The organism is Kiloniella sp., assembly GCF_048270245.1.
In the GTDB taxonomy this organism is placed as follows: Bacteria; Pseudomonadota; Alphaproteobacteria; order Kiloniellales; family Kiloniellaceae; genus Kiloniella.
Genome location: NZ_JBLWTH010000001.1, coordinates 996,386 through 1,015,403, shown reverse-complemented (window position 1 = coordinate 1,015,403; position 19,018 = coordinate 996,386). Strand labels below are relative to the sequence as shown.

The 19,018-nt window shown below is 44.9% G+C and carries 16 protein-coding genes; 4 read left to right on the top strand and 12 right to left on the bottom strand.

What is annotated here, in order from left to right:
• Positions 1 to 2 precede the first annotated feature (2 nt).
• Positions 3 to 899, top strand: coding sequence for a decaprenyl-phosphate phosphoribosyltransferase (locus ACN0W5_RS04780; protein WP_417453054.1), 897 nt, complete (start codon positions 3 to 5; stop codon positions 897 to 899).
• Positions 900 to 955: 56 nt separating this feature from the next.
• Here ACN0W5_RS04780 and cobO read toward each other — a convergent pair whose 3' ends face one another.
• The 4 genes from cobO to cobU form a co-directional block, all read right to left on the bottom strand.
• On the bottom strand, positions 956 to 1,600 hold the full coding sequence (gene cobO, locus ACN0W5_RS04775) for a cob(I)yrinic acid a,c-diamide adenosyltransferase (protein ID WP_417453053.1): 645 nt from the start codon (positions 1,598 to 1,600) through the stop codon (positions 956 to 958).
• Positions 1,601 to 1,666: 66 nt separating this feature from the next.
• A complete protein-coding gene (cobN, locus tag ACN0W5_RS04770; protein ID WP_417453052.1) occupies positions 1,667 to 5,404 on the bottom strand; it encodes a cobaltochelatase subunit CobN in 3,738 nt (1,245 codons plus the stop codon).
• A gap of 114 nt (positions 5,405 to 5,518) precedes the next feature.
• Positions 5,519 to 6,553 (bottom strand): cobalamin biosynthesis protein CobW, encoded by a 1,035-nt coding sequence (gene cobW, locus ACN0W5_RS04765; RefSeq protein WP_417453051.1) that lies wholly within the window; start codon positions 6,551 to 6,553, stop codon positions 5,519 to 5,521.
• A gap of 25 nt (positions 6,554 to 6,578) precedes the next feature.
• Positions 6,579 to 7,127, bottom strand: coding sequence for a bifunctional adenosylcobinamide kinase/adenosylcobinamide-phosphate guanylyltransferase (gene cobU, locus ACN0W5_RS04760; protein WP_417453050.1), 549 nt, complete (start codon positions 7,125 to 7,127; stop codon positions 6,579 to 6,581).
• Between the two features lie 191 nt (positions 7,128 to 7,318).
• Here cobU and bluB point away from each other — a divergent pair, with 191 nt between their 5' ends.
• Positions 7,319 to 7,957, top strand: a complete 639-nt coding sequence (bluB, locus tag ACN0W5_RS04755) for a 5,6-dimethylbenzimidazole synthase (protein WP_417453049.1) — start codon at positions 7,319 to 7,321, stop codon at positions 7,955 to 7,957.
• A gap of 49 nt (positions 7,958 to 8,006) precedes the next feature.
• On the opposite strand, the gene pepN is transcribed toward bluB, so the two are convergent.
• Both pepN and ACN0W5_RS04745 read right to left on the bottom strand, forming a co-directional pair.
• Positions 8,007 to 10,646 carry an aminopeptidase N gene (gene pepN, locus ACN0W5_RS04750; RefSeq protein ID WP_417453048.1) on the bottom strand — a complete coding sequence of 880 codons (2,640 nt, stop codon included), beginning with the start codon at positions 10,644 to 10,646 and terminating at the stop codon, positions 8,007 to 8,009.
• Between the two features lie 305 nt (positions 10,647 to 10,951).
• Complete coding sequence (locus ACN0W5_RS04745; protein ID WP_299380740.1) at positions 10,952 to 11,173, bottom strand: (2Fe-2S)-binding protein; 222 nt, start codon at positions 11,171 to 11,173, stop codon at positions 10,952 to 10,954.
• Between the two features lie 181 nt (positions 11,174 to 11,354).
• Between ACN0W5_RS04745 and ACN0W5_RS04740 the strand changes: the two genes are divergently transcribed.
• The gene (locus ACN0W5_RS04740; RefSeq protein ID WP_417453047.1) at positions 11,355 to 11,912 is read left to right on the top strand and encodes a nitroreductase; all 558 of its coding nucleotides are present in this window, start codon (positions 11,355 to 11,357) and stop codon (positions 11,910 to 11,912) included.
• Positions 11,913 to 11,986: 74 nt separating this feature from the next.
• On the opposite strand, the gene ACN0W5_RS04735 is transcribed toward ACN0W5_RS04740, so the two are convergent.
• Together ACN0W5_RS04735 and ACN0W5_RS04730 are read right to left on the bottom strand one after the other, a co-directional pair.
• On the bottom strand, positions 11,987 to 12,442 hold the full coding sequence (locus ACN0W5_RS04735; protein WP_417453046.1) for a hypothetical protein: 456 nt from the start codon (positions 12,440 to 12,442) through the stop codon (positions 11,987 to 11,989).
• Positions 12,418 to 12,870, bottom strand: coding sequence for a hypothetical protein (locus tag ACN0W5_RS04730; RefSeq protein ID WP_417453045.1), 453 nt, complete (start codon positions 12,868 to 12,870; stop codon positions 12,418 to 12,420). The genes ACN0W5_RS04735 and ACN0W5_RS04730 overlap by 25 nt, the downstream gene beginning before the upstream one ends.
• Before the next feature lie 207 nt (positions 12,871 to 13,077).
• Between ACN0W5_RS04730 and ACN0W5_RS04725 the strand changes: the two genes are divergently transcribed.
• Positions 13,078 to 14,364 (top strand): nucleotide sugar dehydrogenase, encoded by a 1,287-nt coding sequence (locus ACN0W5_RS04725; protein WP_417453044.1) that lies wholly within the window; start codon positions 13,078 to 13,080, stop codon positions 14,362 to 14,364.
• A 90-nt stretch (positions 14,365 to 14,454) separates the two neighbouring features.
• On the opposite strand, the gene rodA is transcribed toward ACN0W5_RS04725, so the two are convergent.
• From rodA to mreC, 4 genes are read right to left on the bottom strand one after another with little or no spacing between them, the layout of a single operon-like run.
• Entirely contained in the window at positions 14,455 to 15,612 is a 1,158-nt protein-coding gene (gene rodA, locus ACN0W5_RS04720; protein WP_417453043.1) for a rod shape-determining protein RodA, read from the bottom strand.
• A gap of 2 nt (positions 15,613 to 15,614) precedes the next feature.
• Positions 15,615 to 17,513 (bottom strand): penicillin-binding protein 2, encoded by a 1,899-nt coding sequence (gene mrdA / locus ACN0W5_RS04715; RefSeq protein WP_417453042.1) that lies wholly within the window; start codon positions 17,511 to 17,513, stop codon positions 15,615 to 15,617.
• 9 nt (positions 17,514 to 17,522) lie between these two features.
• Positions 17,523 to 18,035 (bottom strand): rod shape-determining protein MreD, encoded by a 513-nt coding sequence (gene mreD / locus ACN0W5_RS04710; protein WP_417453041.1) that lies wholly within the window; start codon positions 18,033 to 18,035, stop codon positions 17,523 to 17,525.
• Positions 18,032 to 18,913, bottom strand: coding sequence for a rod shape-determining protein MreC (mreC, locus tag ACN0W5_RS04705; RefSeq protein ID WP_417453040.1), 882 nt, complete (start codon positions 18,911 to 18,913; stop codon positions 18,032 to 18,034). Before mreC ends, mreD begins: the two co-directional genes overlap by 4 nt.
• Positions 18,914 to 19,018: the final 105 nt, after the last annotated feature.

The following is a 19,018-nucleotide window of genomic DNA, read 5'->3' as shown; positions in this document are numbered from 1 at the left end:
ATATGAACAATAAGAACCAAGAACAAAGCAAAAGTCACCCCTATATCGGATTAAGCATTGCTAAATTAATGCGCCCCAAACACTGGGTTAAAAACGGCTTTGTTTTGGCTCCGTTAATGTTTACGGGGTTATTCGCCAACCCCGATGCCGTAACCAACACACTCATTATCACGTTCTTATTCTGCATTGCATCGTCTGCTGTCTATGTTCTTAATGATATAAAAGATATTGATAATGATCGAAAACATCCTAAGAAATCGCAAACACGCCCCTTGGCATCTGGCGCGATTTCCATTCCACAGGCTTTTATCCTGCTTGGCTGCCTGTATAGCATTCTAATTGCCGGCTATTTCTATTTACCCGGAGCAACGCTTGTTATCTGTAGTTATATCATTCTGAATATTGGATATAGTTTTTACCTTAAACACCAACCCGTACTGGATATTTTTACCATAGCCATCGGTTTTGTGCTCCGCGTTTTTGCCGGAGCTACTGTTCTGAATGTTCCAGTTTCAGCCTGGATGTTTGTCACTACTCTTTGCCTCGCCCTTTTTCTCGCGGCGATCAAAAGAAGACAAGAACTACAGGACAGTGGAACTTCTGGTCGGGAAGTTTTGGGATCGTATTCAATATCGCTGGTTAATCGTTTTGCAGAAATGGCAGCTACTGGCGCGTTGGTATTCTATAGTCTTTTTGTTGTCACCACACGTCCGGAACTCGCAATCACAATTCCCATCGTTCTGTTTGGCATTTACCGTTATTGGTATATTGTCGAAATGACAAATGCAGGGGAGTCCCCAACAGAAGCTCTCTTTTCTGACCCTCAGCTCATGATTACAATCGCCATATGGGTCGGGGCTTCGGCCTACACGATCATTACTGGCCAGGCACCTTTATAAAAAAAGAGGCCATAATCCTAGCCTCTTTCTTACAACAAAAAGATTGAATAAATCTCTTAGAATTCGATACCACGTTGGGCTTTGATGTTTTGATCTCTAAAGGGGTGTTTCACCAAGGTCATTTCAGTAACCAGATCTGCGATTTCGATCATCTCTTCCTTGGCATTACGTCCTGTAATGACAACGTGCAAATCTTCTGGTTTGTTTTCAAGGAAATCAATCACTTCCTCCAGAACCAAGTGATCATAACGCAGCGTTATATTCAGTTCGTCCAAAACAATCATGTCGTATTTCGGGTTATCACCGCGGCAAGCATCAATCATTTCTTTGGACTTTGCCCATGCTTTTTCAGCTGCGGCAATATCACGTTCTCTATCTTGCGTGTCCCAGGTAAAGCCTTCACCAAGTGCGTACATTTCAACTTGGTCAGGGAATTTTTCTAGAACGTATTTTTCGCCTGTTTCCCACTTCCCTTTTACAAACTGTACAACACCTATTTTCATACCATTGCCAACGGCACGCGTCGCCAGACCAAATGCGGCAGTGGATTTTCCTTTACCTTTACCCGTATGAACGATGATCAAACCTTTTTCGTTGACCTTGTTCGATAGCATTTTATCCCGGGCGGCCTTACGTTTTTTAGACTTCTCATTCGCGCGGTCATAATCTTCCGCGCTCTGTTTATTTTCTGTATCACTCATTTAATCGTCTCCCCAATATCTTCTCTCATTATACAATCCACAAACCAGTTTATTTAACATGCTTATTCAGCTGGCAACGATTTGTTCCAAAAGAGCGCGTGCAGAATTTGACCGCGCTTTCCACAAATTTCTGTCCTGCGCTTCGATCATCCGTTCGGCCATTTCCCGCAAAGCTGCGGGGTTATTTTGTTCCAGAAACTCGCGAACATCAGCATCATCTAAATAGGCATCAAAAACAGCATCAAAATGATGATCCTCAACTACTTTTGCTGTCGCTGCAAAGGCAAAAAGATAATCAACTGTTGCCGCCATTTCAAAAGCGCCCTTGTAGCCATGGCGCCTAACACCATCAATCCATTTGGGATTAACAACACGCGCTCTGACGACCCGTCCGATTTCTTCTTGGAGCGTTCTAATCTGCGGACTTTCCGGGCGCGAGTGATCATTGTGATATACTGTTGGCTGCTCGCCTGAAAGATGGCGAATGGCCGCAGTTATGCCACCTTCAAACTGGTAATAATCATCGGAATCCAGCAAGTCATGCTCTCGATTATCCTGATTATGAATAACCGCTTCCACATCTCGCAGGCGACTTTCGAACAGACCATGCTCCGCCTCTCCTGCACCACCGCTACCATAGGCATAACCACCCCATCCGATATAGGCTTTAGCAAGATCCGCTTCGGTTTCCCAACCACGTTCATCGATCAATGCCTGTAATCCAGCGCCATAAGCACCGGGCTTAGAACCAAAAACACGATATCCTGCACGTTTAATCGCTGTCTTTTCGTCTAGCCCCTTAGCAATCAGATCTGCTGATTCAGCAGATACTCGCGCAGCCAGAGGATTCATTTTCTCGGTTTCTTCATCCAAGGCTGCTACGGCACGACAAGCAGAATCAAACAGATCAATCTGTGCAGGAAAAGCATCACGGAAAAAACCCGATACACGTAGAGTCACATCAACTCGTGGGCGATCAAGAACCGACAAGGGTAAAATGTCAAACCCAACAACACGCCGTGATGTTGGTTCCCACTTTGGTTGTACCCCCATCAGAGCGAGACCTTGCGCGATATCATCCCCACCAGTTCGCATGTTTGACGTTCCCCAGGCCGAAAGCGCCATTCGTTTAGGCCAAGATCCGTTTTCCTGACGATAGCGTTCAATCATCAGATTTGCTGATTTCCAACCCAAATGCCAAGCTGCGGGGGTTGGCACAACACGGGAATCTACAGAATAAAAGTTACGTCCCGTCGGCAGAACATCTGGTCGTCCCCTCGTCGGCGCACCAGAAGGGCCGGGTTCAACAAATTGTCCGTTGAGACCGCGCAGAGTCCCCTTAATTTCTTCAATACCACAGGATGATACAATCGGCCCAATTTTACTTTTAATTTCGTCGAGAACCGGGCGTGTATTTTCCCATTCATCTAATGCCTGCACCTCTCCAGATACCAATTTTTGCGCCAATATTTCCAGACGCTCAACAGTATCACCCTTCGTACGCCAACTGCCTTCTGCTGTTAGAATATCAGGTTTTGGCCCAGACCAAAGATCACCGAAACGGCAATCCAAAGGATCAAATTCAATCGGAAAGTTGAAATCTTTTGCCAAGGAGCGAATCAAAGAGGCATCGCCCTCTTTCCCTTCCCCCCGCGGCAAACGAGTCAAAGCAACCAGTAAATCATCAAGAAGACGCCCTTCCGGAGCCAGACCAAAGATATGCAAGCCATCTCGGATCTGCATTTCTTTCAATTCACAAAGATAGTTATCCAGCTTTGAAAGCGCAGCATCTTCATCATCAGACTGATCAATACCACAATCCTTGTCCAGACCGATCCGCTGTGTGATTTTGAGAATCTCGTCTCGCAAAACTTTCAGACGGCGAGGATCAACACCTGCGGCTTCGTAGTATTCATCACAAAGCTGCTCGAGGTCAGCCAAGGGACCGTAAGATTCAGCCCGTGTTAACGGAGGGGTCAGATGGTCGATAATCACCGCCTGAGCACGACGTTTTGCTTGCGTACCTTCCCCGGGGTCATTCACGATAAAAGGGTAGAGATGCGGCGTCGGTCCAAACACAGCTTCCGGAAAACACTCCTCTGAAAGTGCCAACGACTTCCCGGGCAACCACTCCATATTTCCGTGTTTGCCCATATGGATGATGGCATCAACCTTTTCTTCCTGTCGCAGCCACGCATAAAAAGCCAGATACCCATGAGGCGGGACCAAATCCGGATCATGATAGGTTTCTACCGGATTGATATTATATCCACGCGCGGGTTGAAGACCGATAATGATCCCGCCGCAATGAAACGCAGAGACAGCAAAAGCATCAACATCTGGCATAAAAAAAGGATCGTTTTCAAAAGCGCCCCATCTATCTTCGATGGCTGTTTTTACGGCAGTGGGTAGCGTATCCCAAAACTGTTTATAAGCGGTCAATGAAATCTTTGATCGAATGACACGACCATCAATTGCCGCATTGGTTGGCCCCTCTGCCATCCGTTCAACCAACGCATTTCCATCCGCAGGAATATCAGAAACATTATAACCAGCATCAAGCATTGCCTGTAGAAGCTGTATTGTGCCCGCAGGTGTATCAAGGCCAACACCGTTCCCCATACGGCCATCCCGATTGGGATAATTCGCCATGACTACCGCGATTTTGCGTTCAGAAACTTCTTTGTTCCTGAGCCGTAACCATGCCCCAGCTAAATCAGCAACAAAATCAATCCGGTCAGCGACTTCCTGATAGCTGACAACAGAGCTTTGGGTTACGTCGTCATAACGGGCTTCTGACTTAAATGAAACCGCACGGGAAAGGATGCGTCCATCAACCTCTGGCAGTGCAACATTCATTGCGATGTCTCGAGCAGAAAGACCAGCTAAGCCTTCTCGCCACCCTGCCTCGTTCCCACCAGAGAAAATTACCTGCAAAATAGGGGCATCAACAACATCGAAAGGCGTTTCTTTTCGAGCCGCGCCGGGGGTTGAAATCGCAAAACCCGTCGCATTCAGAATGAGCCCAGTATCTGCATCTTTTAACAGTGTGCTGACGATACCTGCCGAAATCGGTTCTTTTAACGAGGCACAATAGATGGGTAAGGGATTAATGCCCTTTTCCCGTAAAGATTTGATCAGGGCATCAACCGGCGTCAGATTTGCGGCCTGCAAAAGCGCGCGATAAAAAACAATCCCTGCGACAGGTGCATCCGCTATCCAATCATTTCGCAAATCATCCAATTCAGGATTGTCACGTCCGGGCCAGTAAATACCAGATCGCAATAATGGCTTGGGCTCTACCCAATCAAAATTGAGATCAATCAACCCCGCAAGATAGCACAAAAGATTACGAGAATTATCCGGTCCACCATGAATGAAGTATTGCCAAACGCGGTGATAAACATCCCGCGATACTGTTGAATGAGCAGCAAGTTCTGCATCGGGTTGATCATCACCTGGTAACAACACAAGCGGAATTTTCTTTTGCTTACAAATTACCCTGAGCTGCTCAACACCATACGGCCAATACCCCGCACCGCCAAGTATGCGCGCCACAACAATTTTGGCATTGGCTATAATATCATCGACATACAAGTCGACGGACATATTGTGGGACAGCTGCATCAAGTTTGCCAAACGCAAAGACGGATATGCATCACCAATTACCTGTCTGGCCTGAACCAAGCTGGCCAGTTCGGTGTCTGCCGCAGATACAATAACAATATCTCCTGGCGTTTGCCCCAGGTCGATTGCTTCGGATCCATCAGCGATTGCCCCGGGTTGGGCTTGTAACAGATGCATAGAGTATTTCTCTTGGTTCGGGTTCTCGTAATCCTGACTTATCGCTAAGTTTCGGATTGATACTTATATACACCGGGACCGGAAGCGTTATATCCCGCCCCGGTGTTATATTATTTAGGCCGCAATCGCAGCACGAATAGCCGCTTCATCCATATCGTGATCCCCAATAATCACAAGGCGAGAACGACGTTCAACGCCTTCTGACCATTCCTGATCAAAATAATGCTGGAAACGACTGCCCACGCCCTGAATCACAAGGCGCATATCTTTATCAACTACAGCCGCAAAACCTTTCACACGAAGAATGTCGTGCTCTGCCACAATCGGAAGCAGCTTTTCAATCAAGGCTTCAGGATTTGCAATCTCGCCCAACTCAACCGCAAAGCTTTCGAAATCATCATGGTCATGTTCGTGCCCATCATCATGATGTGAAGGCCGAGCATCCAGATCATCCTCAGCTGCAGCTTCCAGACCAAGCAGAACAGAGGCATTAATCTCACCATGAGATATTTTCACGATTTTCACTTCGGGGCGAATTTCTTTCCGGATTGCCGCAAGGACGGTATCCATATCACCTTCGTTGAGCAGATCAAGCTTGTTCACAACAACCATGTCAGCACAGGCGAGCTGCTCTTCGAAAAGCTCTTCCAAGGGGCTTTCATGATCAAGATTTTCATCGGCTTCACGCTGCTGCGCAATTGCTTCAGGGTTCGTTGCAAACAGACCATCGGCGACAGCTCTACCATCAACCAACGTAATGACCCCATCAACGGTTACCCGGGTACGAATTTCTGGCCAGTTAAAAGCTTTGACCAATGGTTTGGGCAAGGCAAGTCCAGATGTTTCAATGATAATATGGTCCGGGGGTGTTTCGCGATTTAGCAGTTTTTCAATTGTCGGAATAAAATCATCCGCAACGGTGCAACAAATACATCCATTGGCAAGTTCGAGAACATCATCATCATTGCACCCTTCGATGCCACAACCTTTAACAATGTCGCTATCAACACCAAGGTCACCAAATTCATTAATAATAAGCGCAATTCGTTTACCACCAGCCGTCTTCAAAAGATGCTGTATTGTCGAAGTTTTACCAGCACCCAAAAAACCTGTAATAACAGTGGCTGGAATTTTTGCTGCTTGAGACATACTTAAAAATCCTGCTTTTAAAAATTTAGTCAGCGCATGCAACAGATGGTTTCACCTGCATTGGCAATCCTGACACCATAAATGTTACGGAAGGAACTACTGCGGCAAGACGCTGATGTAAACGTCCTGCATAGTCCCTGAAATCTCTGGACATCTTGTCCATGGGAACAATTCCTAAACCGACTTCATTTGAAACTAACACAACAGGGCAAGACAACTCGGCCAAAGACGCGACCAATTGTGCACCTTCTACGTCAGGATCACGACCTTCCATCATCAGGTTTGTCACCCAAAGAGTTAGGCAATCGACGAGAATAGTTCCATCTGGCCTCTGTATACGCTTAAGGCATTGCACTATATCCAGTGGCTCTTCAAAGGTCGTCCACTGATCTCCCCGACGCTCTTTATGTTCATCAATCCGGTCCGCCATCTCATCATCCCAGATCCTCGCCGTCGCGACATAAAGACAGGGGCCACCCTGCCCCTCAACCATCTGTTCGGCATAGCTGCTCTTTCCTGAACGAGCCCCGCCCAAAATCAACGAATGAGCCGGTGCAGTATTTTTTTCTACCATCACTTGGAACTCTCAATCTTTACAGGAAACATACCGCTTTCTAAAAATTATCATCTATTCTTTTCTCTTGGACATAAAGTTGTTGCAAGGCAAATATCAAAAACGGTTAATATGAATAAAACCATCGACAGTTCCCGACATTCCATGCATTTTCTATCAGCAACATCCAGTGACGATTGGCTTTAAGTGCAATGAACAAACCAGATTTCAACGATAATTTTTGCAACAAATTAACCGAGCTGCTCGAATGGCGCAGGGATGTGCGCCAATTCAAAACTGATCCGCTGCCTGACGGCACACTGGATGAGCTACTGGATCTCGCCTGTCTTGCTCCATCAGTGGGAAATAGCCAACCCTGGCGCTATGTGTTGGTCGAAAGCGACGCTAAGAAAAAAGAAATCAAAGAAAACTTTGAACGCACCAATGCACAGGCTCTTGAAGGTTATGACGGAGAAAAAGCACAGTTATACGCCAGCCTTAAATTATCAGGCATGGATCGCGCCCCAATACAGCTGGCAGTTTTCGCTCATGAAGAAACCGACCAAGGCCATGGACTTGGACACCAGTCCATGCCTGAGATGTTGCGATACTCAGCTGTTTTATCGGTCCACACTCTTTGGCTTGCTGCACGTGCAAAAGGCATTGGCCTTGGATGGGTCTCAATCATCGATCCAGATGCGGTAAAGCAGACATTAGAAGTACCCGACGAGTGGACATTGGTAGCCTATTGCTGCATAGGCTACCCAACCGAAGAAAAAGATACGCCCGAACTGGTAACTCTCGGTTGGCAGGACAGATTAGGTGATTGCCGTAAACTTCTTGTCAGATAAAAATGCCCGCTTAACCAGGCATTTTTACTATTCGAAACGTTATCTAGATCTAAGAAAGAGATTTAGACGCAATCTCATAAACATCATTAGAGAGATTTTCTGTATCCAGAATGCGCTGCAGCTCCGTTTTCATCATTTTTTGATGTGTCGCATTCATCCGTCGCCAGCTTCCCAATGGTGCCAGAATTTTTGAGGCAACCTGTGGATTGATGCTGTTGAGGCGAATAATACTATCGGCCAAGAAACGGTAACCTTCACCATCTTCAGCATGAAACCGAGCGGGGTTTGCACCAGAAAATGCTCCGATAAGAGCTCTGACTTTATTCGGGTTCTTATAAGAGAAGGTTGAATGCGAGAGTAGTTTTTTCACTTCGTCCAATGCATTTGGTATTGTTGATGTGGCCTGAACAGCAAACCATTTGTCCATCACCAGAGTATTATCGGCATAACGGCTTTCAAATTCGCTTAATGCCTTTTCTCTTTCCTGACCCGGGATATCAGCCAATAAGGACAACGCAGCCATTCGGTCCGTCATATTGTCCGAGGCGTCAAATTGCGCGACAACAAGCTTTAGACACTCGGGATCGTCAATAACTGACAAGTATCCAAGTGCTACATTACGAAGGGCACGACGCCCCGCAGATATGGAATCCGGGCTATAAGGCATGCTGTCATTAGCAACCAAATACAGATCTTTAAACTGCTCAAACAAAGCCTTTGCAATGCCCACTTTGAAAACAGACCTGGCTTTCTCTACTGCGGCGAAATCTGCGACTTCCATTTGTTCAGTGACATAATCGACAGAAGGCAAAGTTAACATCTGTGCTAAAAATGCAGGATCAAGAGACTTATCTGCGATATTCAACGCGACTTTTTCTGCGTACTGAGCATCAAATTTCGGGCTCCCACCTTCTTGAATGGTTTGCACCATCTTAAGGATTAATCTGGAAGCATAAGTTTGCGCCGCGTCCCATCGGCTAAATGCATCCTTATCATGTCCCATTAAAAAGCCAAGATCTTCAGTTGTATATTTTGTCGACAGCTTAATCGGCGCCGAAAAATTTCTATTCAAAGATGGGGTTGGACGTTGATGTAGATCGACAAACTTAAAAGTTTGATGTTCCTGATCGAAACGGAGTGTACGATTGGTTACCGAACCTTCATCGCTCTCGCCTTGAAGTTTTAAGGGCAGCTCTTCACCATCCTCACCAATAAGACCAACAGTAAATGGTATCAGCAAAGGCCGTTTTGTTTTCTGGCCCGGTGTTGGTGCCGTAAGCTGATCTAACGTCAACGTAAAACTTTTTTCTTCTGCGTCATAGGACCAGCTGGCTTCGACTTCTGGCGTTCCGGCCTGGCTATACCACAAACGGAAATGATTAAGATCGACCCCGTTCGCATCTTCCATTGCGGCAACGAAATCATCACAGGTTACAGCCTGATTATCATGCCGTTTAAAGTAAAGGTCGAGCCCCTTTCGGAATCCCTCTTTCCCAAGAAGCTCAGCCATCATACGAATAACTTCGCCACCTTTTTCGTACACCGTAGAGGTATAGAAATTATTTATCTCGATATAAGATTCCGGTCTGATCGGGTGAGAAAGAGGCCCAGAGTCTTCGGGGAATTGTCGCGCACGTAATGTACGTACATCCTGAATTCGTTTTACAGGGGCAGACCGCATGTCTGCTGTAAATTCCTGATCACGATAAACCGTCAAACCTTCTTTCAAACTCAACTGAAACCAATCACGACAGGTGACACGATTTCCTGTCCAGTTGTGAAAATATTCATGGGCGACAATGGCCTCAATACGTTCAAATTCCATATCAGTCGCAGTATCAGGGCTTGCCAGTATGCATTTAGAGTTAAAGATATTAAGGCTCTTGTTCTCCATCGCCCCCATATTAAAATCACTAACAGCAACAATATTGAATATATCCAGATCGTATTCCAACCCAAACCGGTCTTCATCCCATTTCATTGAACGGATAAGGGAATCCATAGCATAGGCACACTTATCTTCGTTCCCATGCTCAACAAAAATTTTCAGGGTTACATCTTGACCAGAACGTGTTTTGAAAACGTCTTCGTGACAAGCCAAATCCCCTGCTACGAGGGCAAATAGATAGCTCGGCTTAGGAAAGGGATCATCCCAACGGGCCCAATGACTTCCATCTTCATTGACACCTTGATCAATCAGGTTCCCATTTGAAAGCAGGATAGGATAACTTGCTTTGTCTGCATGTACTGTCACTGTATATGTTGCCATAACATCGGGACGATCAGGGTAAAATGTTATACGGCGGAAGCCCTCGGCCTCGCATTGAGTACAAAAGTTACCTCCTGACAGGTAAAGCCCTTCAAGCTTAGTATTCTGGACTGGATCAATAAAGGTAACGATCTCCAGTTCACCCTCCGCCGGAAAGTCAGAAACTGTAAGAGAAAACTCATTAAGTTGATATTCATCAGTACTCAACACGCGTCCATCAATAGCAACAGAATCCAACCGCAATTCATCCCCATCCAAAACCAGAGGCTTTTTGCTATTTGAGCTTTGTCTAACTTTTAATTTTGAATGAACTTTTGTTGCTTCAGGCTTAAGGAAAAACGCCAAATCTACATGGTCTACTAAGAAAGCTGGCGCTACATAATCTTTTAACTGTGTAGCTTTCACCTGTGCGTTTTTCATAATCCCTCACCAAAAAACAACTTTAATTTATACAATATAATCTGTTGCCTAATACTATTAGGCAACAGAAGAAACAGCAACGTTAAAACCACTGCTCCAAATTGTTAGATAGCATATTTGATTATTGAAATCATTTAATAATGGGTTGTTCAGATCTCAAAGAAATCCTAGGAAAAATCACTTAGCGTTGCATTTTATCAAAAACTTACAAACAATGTGCATACCGGAAAACCTAATGAAACACGGTATAAGCCGCACGAACATACTGAGAAGAAACTGTGATAAAATTTTTTGGTATTGCTGATTTATTCAGCCGCGAGATGTTTCATTTTTGCAAACTGTGCATTAAACGATTTCTCTTCATCAAGCATATCTTTGATGTCACAACCGCACTTTCCGCACTGTGGTGAACAATCCATTGCTTTATATACGCCCGCAACAGAAGACGCGCCCAAACCGACCGCGTTTTTTACATCTTTTTCTGTAAAACCATTACATATGCAAACGTACATTTCTTTTCTCGCCATTGAGAATGATTTTCATCCACGCCCAATACATAGTGTAAATGAGAATTGATTGCAAACAGATTAATGATCTATTTTGAATAAAAAAATTCCCTACTATCTTCTTATGAAGAAAAATAAAAAGAGGGTGTAAATGTTAGAATTATCATTTATTGAGAGAAATACAGCTTATTAGGAGAACACCTTGTCATTTCTTTTATCTCGCAAATCTATCGTCACCCAATGGATGGTAGACCCAGCCCCAAGCAAAGAAGACATCAACTACATGCTTCGTGCAGCCGTCACCGCACCTGACCATGGATGGCTTCGCCCATGGCGTTTTATCGTTATAGAAGATGACGCAAGAAATAAACTATCTGATCTGTTTGTTGAATCACTTAGGAAAAGAAATCCAGACGCAACAGCAGAACAACTGGAAAAAGAAGGCAGCCGCCCCAAACTAGCTCCATTGGTTATTGTTGTCTGCTCTGTAATGACAGATGAAAAACCCGGGGTTCCCAAAAACGAACGCGTTCTCTCTGCTGGCGCCGCAGCACAGAACATTATGCTTGCCGCCCATGAACGGAATTATGGAGCAATCTGGTTAACCGGAAACGCTGCGTATGATCCAAATGTCAAAGCCGGACTAGGCTTAGAAGACAATATGGATATTATCGGCTTCTTGTATGTCGGCAGCGTTGAGAGAGAAGTAAAAGACCGTAAACGCCCAGATCCGGAAGATTTCACCACTTACTGGAAATAACGAATCAAAAATCAACCCGAAGATTTTTTGACAAATCCCCCGATAAACTTCGGGGGATTTTTACATCAGGAGCATTATAGACTTTTTACATAAACCAACAGCCCCAGGCCACCGGCCGAGATTATTGCGAAGAGAAGAAGCAACACCCAAAGACTGGGGCCACTTTTCTTAGCAGGATTCTGTTCTGTTGTTTTACGAGGTCGTTTTTTTAGAGGCTGGCGCTCGGATCGGTCAACTTTCGTTGCTGTTTGACGCGCTTTAGCAGCTCGATTATCCCGATCAGCAACAGTCGTTTCAAAAATAACCCGTTCGCGGCTAGAGTTACTATTTTCATCATAAGTTTCCTGCACAACCCTCACAGCAGAGAAACGTTTGGAATCATACAGCCTTTTTGCTGTAGACAGCGCCATATCTTTATCATCAAGGACACACTCCAGTACCCACCGATTATTCTGATATGTATCAACTTCGAAAGAAACAGCCTGAGACATCATGGCTTTAATCCCTATTTGTTCATCACTTTTCGGCAATTGGCACCGCCAAAGAGCGCATCAACAAATTCATCATCCGAAGATAAAGGCATTAATGTGCTGCGATAAAGAAGCTTATCCCCCCCATCTGAGCACTCACCTCCGACACTGACAGGCACCCCCAACTCTAGAACTCTGGGCATAAAACGGGTCGCTTGCTTAACTAGACTTTCATCAGGGCTAGCACTTACTTCTTTTCCCACTAAAGGCGAGCGATCATTCGGCCAGATTAAAGATCCAATATAATGAAAAGTTGCACTTTCATCTTCATCGCCCAGCAAAATTAAAAAACACCAATCCCAGTCATCTCCCAGTTCAGAAGCCTTAATATCATCCAAACTCGGCATTTTCCGACCGTCTTTTTTCTTCTCCCAATAATCAAGCAGGCGGAAAACCAGGCGCCGTTCGATACCTTTATATTCTGCCATTTAAGACAACCTTTTGATTTCATGACATATTCGCACTACTTTAAGTAACACCAAAATGGTAAACAAATAGTCAAGCAGCAATCTTTTGGAATGTTCAGCAGAAGTTTATCACAAACAACTCCCGCCTCTCTTGAATTCATATTGCCTAGGTATGCATGATCACTTACAACGGACACAGATTAGATTTGACATATTCAAGCTGGTATTATGACAGAAAATCCAACAATTAGTATTATTGGCCTAGGCTATGTTGGCCTTCCGCTAGCAGTCCATTTAGCAAAGCATTATAAAGTTACTGGCTTTGATATAAACCAAAGCCGTATAAATGAACTGAGAGAAGGCGTTGACCGCACCGGCGAAATAGAAACATCCGATTTACGAAATTCTACACTTCACCTGACAAGTGACAAAGCGGAACTCAGTGGACACAACATTCATATCGTAACGGTTCCAACACCTGTCGATGAGAATAATACACCGGACCTTACCCCGGTAAAAAAAGCATCTGAAACTGTGAGCAGTTTCTTAAAAAAAGGGGATATCGTTGTTTATGAAAGTACGGTGTACCCCGGTGTAACAGAAGACATTTGTGGTCCTATTCTCGCCAATGGATCAGGCTTGGAATGTGGCAAAGACTTCTTTCTTGGTTATTCCCCAGAGAGAATCAACCCTGGGGATAAAGTACATACCGTAGATAACATCACAAAAGTTGTTGCCGGTCAGACCCCGGAAGTCGCTCAATTACTGAAAAGTATTTATGGCACAATGAACGGCGATAGGATCTTTTTAGCAAAGAATATTAAAACGGCCGAAGCTGCAAAAGTAATTGAAAATGCTCAAAGGGATATCAACATCGCCTTCGTAAATGAAATCGCTGTTATTTTCCAGAATCTAGGCATTTCAGTTTACGATGTTTTAGAGGCTGCGGGCACAAAGTGGAATTTCTTGAACTTCCAACCCGGTCTTGTTGGCGGACACTGTATCGGCGTGGATCCTTACTATCTCGCTCATTGTGCAACAGCAGTAGGACACGACCCAAAGGTCATATTGTCAGGCCGCTCTACAAATGAAGCAATGAGCAAAGCTGTAAGTAATGCCATTCACAACACAATACTCGCCAGAGACCAAAGTATGCATCAGCCGCGTACTCTTATTCTCGGATTAACGTTTAAAGAAGACGTACCAGACTTAAGAAACACAAAAATAATAGATATTGTTCAGGACCTAAAAGAGCTTGGGCACAAAATTGATGTCCACGATTCAATGGCCGATCCCCTGGAAGCTAAAGAGTTCTTTGACATTGAACTGAAATCATCTCTCGAAACAGATGAACCTTATGACTGCGTCATTGGGGCGGTCCCTCATAGGGGTTACAAAGAGCTGACAAATATCAATATCCAGCAAATCATAAAGCCAGCAGGCTTAATTGCTGACATGAAGGGAATGTGGAGAGACCGTCGCTTCGATAACGGCTATGGATATTGGTGTCTCTAATATAGATATTAGAGACACTAGCCGAGGAACCATTCAGCACAGAGACATAAGCGATTGATCATGCGCGCCACAGCGCGCCATGACGGGAATCTATTCATCATGTACGCCATGACGGGAAATCTTAATGTCTCTATGTAGCCACACCGACATGACAAGACCAAGCCCCACCATAACTGTCAACATGACTGTTCCGCCATATGATATTAAAGGTAATGGAACACCAACGACAGGTACCAGCCCCATAATCATAGCAATATTGATGAAAACGTATAGGAAGAGGTTAAAGGTTAGGCCAATCGCCAACAGCCGACCAAACTGATTTCTTGCACGTAGTGAAATCGCCAGACCATAAACCATCAAAAGAACGTATAAGCCTAACAGAACAAGCCCGCCCACCAGGCCAAACTCTTCCGCAAGCATGGTAAATATAAAGTCTGTTTGCTTTTCTGGTAAGAAATTTAGATGGCTTTGCGATCCTTGAAGAAAGCCCTTACCAAACACACCACCAGATCCAAAAGCGATCTTGGATTGATGAATATGGTATCCAGTTCCAAGAGGATCCTGCTCGGGATTAAGAAAGATCAAAACCCGGTTTTTTTGATAGGTGTGTAAAAATTGCCACCCAATCGGGATCGCGGCAAGCCCCGATAAGACAACTATTGCAAACTTCCAAAGACGAACGCCAGCACAAAAGAAAACCGCCCCTGATGCCATCACGAGCATACCGGTGGTACCCAAATCAGGTTGTCGCAGCACAAGTACAGAAGGGGCAATAACCATCGCCAAAGGAATAATCAGGAAGGAAATTCGTCCGATATCTTCTTGTGATACACCATGGAAATATCGGGCAAGAGCAAAGACAATAGCAACCTTCATCAACTCTGATGGTTGTAACTGAATAAACTTCAGATCAATCCATCTCTGAGCTCCCATTCCGATGCTCCCCATGACCTCAACACCGACGAGAAGTATCAAAGCACCAAAATAAAAAAGATAACTAACGCGGAACCAAAATCTTATATCCACGAGAGCAACGATAATCATAAAAACAAAGCCTACCGCGAAGCGGATCGCCTGCCGTGACGCCCAGGGATCAAAGCTTGCGTTAGCAGCAGAATAGAGCATCCCCAAACCAATAGAGGCAATCATACAGATGAGAATAATCATCCCCCAATTTAATTGCCATAATTTCTGACCAAGAGTTATTTCGGGATTATGTCGGCCTAGGTAATGTGGTTGCTGTCCCATAGTTACACCTCATCAGCCGTATTGGTCGCTTCAGCCGTATGCTGCAAAGGAACAGCTGGCGTATTAGCCGGATCACGCCTTTGTGTCTCCCGCAAGATATCTCTGGCAATCGGGGCAGCACTTTTCGATCCGCTACCGTGCTCAACAACAACGGCACAAGCATAACGAGGATTATCAACTGGTGCATAAGCAACAAACAACCCATGATCTCGACGTCGCCAAGGTAAATCTTCGTTCTTGAAAACACCCGCCTGTCGTTCCGCCAGTGTAATTCTGCGTACTTGCGCAGTTCCGGTTTTACCAGCCAACTCCCAGCCTTCATCTTTAATACGATATTTATAAGCCGTGCCACGAGGATTGTTCGAAACAGCGTCCATCCCTTGAAAAATCATTTTCATATGCTCTGAGGGAATACCCAAGTCCTCAAACTCAGGAACAGGATAAGCAACAGTTTTCTCGCCGTCTCTATAACCTCGTGCGAGACGGGGAATTACTTTTTTACCGCCAGCAGCGATCCGGGCGACCATAACCCCTAATTGAAGGGGGGTTGCGAGAACAAACCCCTGCCCAATAGAAGTTACAAGCGTTTCTCCACCCTGCCATGGCTCGCCGATATTTGCCTCTTTCCAAGCTTTGGTCGGAATAACGCCCGAGCGTTCACCTGGGAGATCAATACCTACCTTTTCTCCTAGACCAAATTTGTTTGCCATTTCTGCGATCTTATCAACGCCAATACGACGGGCAACATCATAAAAATATACATCGCAGGAATGTTGTAATCCTTCGATCATATTAACATTGCCGTGACCACCACGCTTCCAACAATGGAACCTTGCATTCCCGAGCTTCATAAAACCAGGACAATAGGCCGTATGACTTAAAGCACCGATACCTTCTTTCATTGCAGCTAAGGCCACAATCATTTTAAAGGTTGATCCTGGGGCATAGGTACCCGAAATCGCCTTATTAGACAGCGGCGTATACGGATTGTTAATCAGCCCATTCCACTGTTTACTACTAAGGCCAAGATTAAAAGCACTTGGATCGTACCCCGGCACAGAGCCCATAGCGAGTACATCCCCATTTTGAATATCGATCACAACACTTGCTGCAGACAACTCACTCATTAGTCGCTGTTGAACAAAAGTTTGCAGCCCAGCATCAACAGTCAGGATCATCTCACGACCACTACCGCCTTCATTTCTGGCGAGTTCTCGTATTACGCGACCATAAGCATTCACCTCAAATTCACTGGTGCCTGCCTGCCCACGCATATCGTTATCATGATATTTTTCAATGCCGCTTTTACCAATTCTAAAGCCAGGCAGCTCAAGCAACGGATCTCCTGTTAGCTCTTTTTCAGAGACTGCCGCCACATATCCAAGAATATGAGACATATCTGCCCCATATGGATAGAAACGAGTTTCTCCAACTTCGATGCTAGCCCCAGGTAAATCAGCAGAATTCACTTCGATACTACTGACCTGATCCCAACTCAGATTATCTTTTACAGTAACAGGTACAAAGCCTCTTTTACGTTTTACATCCCTTAGAATACGTTTGTAATCATGTTCAGAAAGTTTGATTAGCTTGGCGAGAGCATCCAAGGTTGCCATAAGATCAGGCGTTTGTTCTTTGACGACAACCACTCTAAAATTTTGCTGATTATTTGCAACTTCAACACCGAAACGATCAAGGATATTGCCGCGCCTTGGGGGAAGTAAGCGTAAATTTACACGATTATCTTCAGCAAGGGTTTTATACTTTTCGGCCTCGATAACCTGTAAATAATACATACGGCCAACAAGGGCAGATAATAATGCAGCCTTTCCGCAAGAAAGCATCAGTATTCTACGTGTAAAACCTTTATGACGGTCCTGGTCTTCGTGAACCATCGGCATAAATAATTCCTAATCCTTGAGTAACGTTCGCTGAATCAAGGCAAAAATCCATGAAAAAGCAGGGTAAACAGCAACTGTTGTCAGGTTTTGAAAAATGACTGGTCTATAATCAGGAATACCCGGTTCCAATAAGTATATTAAGACCCACTGAAATAGAAAAGCCAAACTGGAGAGAATAAAGAAATTAATCCAAAGCGCAGAAAATGATGCACCGACAAGAAACTTACGCTGCCCATTTAATGCCAAACAAAACAACAAAAGAATTAAAGCTCCAACACCCAACAAAATACCGGACAACAGATCATGAATAAAAGCTAGCCCGAAAACAGCCCATACCGGCATCAAATCAGGTCGGTATAATGTCCAATAAAATACTGATATCAGCAAGACCGAAGGAACAACCTCTGCCAAGTTTGGAATGCGTAAGGGAACTAGAAATAAAACTGAGAGTAAAAGCGTAATCGTGAAAGGACAGGCAGATCGCGCAAGTCCGTCAATACGTTGCCAAAAGGTTGGGTTCACTTTTGTCTCTCGGCCCCGCTATCCGAGTACAGGATATCTAGATTTTGCTTCAGTCTATAATCTTCAAGACGAAGAAACTCCAAACGCCCCCAATCGGCATAAGGCCTCACTTTAATCGAAACATCCGTCAAGGAGTGAACGACGCCAACAGGCAAGCCCGTAACAAAACCACCACCTTGACCGGAGGTGTATATCGCATCCCCAACTTTAACCTCCGTTCCTTCATCCAAGTATAATAAAGATGGCGAAGGAGAGTTATCCCCAGCTAAGATGGCCCGGGCTCTAGAAGATCCAACGAAAACGGGAATACGGCTGCTCAAATCAGTTAACAAAATAACACGTGAAGAATGACGCCCCACCTCTGCCACACGTCCAGCTAGACCGAGACCTGTCATCGCTGCTTGGCCTTTGGTTATGCCATCTAGGCTGCCAGCATTAACAACGACAGAACGGACAAAAGAGCCACCCTGATCAGCAACGACCATCGCCGTCGTTATATTTGGCGCCCGTGTCGGTGCAAGATTTAACATGCCTCGTAGAGATGCGTTTTCACCCTGCAATTTAGCAGCTGCAATTTGCCAGCGTCGTAAATTTTCATTCTGACGACGTAGTTCTTCATTTTCAGATTTTAGCGCCACATAATTTTGGGCAGTTTCAATCGTATCACTTATCATAACAACAGGACGATTGGCGATTTCCATCAAGGGAGATACGCCATCAACAACCGCTGTACGGACGCGTTCAACGCCAACATTTCCTGTTTTTGCCATAATTATCAATGCTATAGCAACAACGATCAAAACAGCATACGCAGAACCATGAAGCCACGCCTGAACAGGCGTCGTCACATGACTAATGGCTCCGATCCTCTTACTCAAGTCCTGCTCCTGTTACATTCAACATGAGATAATTGCCACAAACCTTTGAAACTATTCTATATACTATACACCAAAAAGTTAAAAAATAACTTTTAAAATGATGAA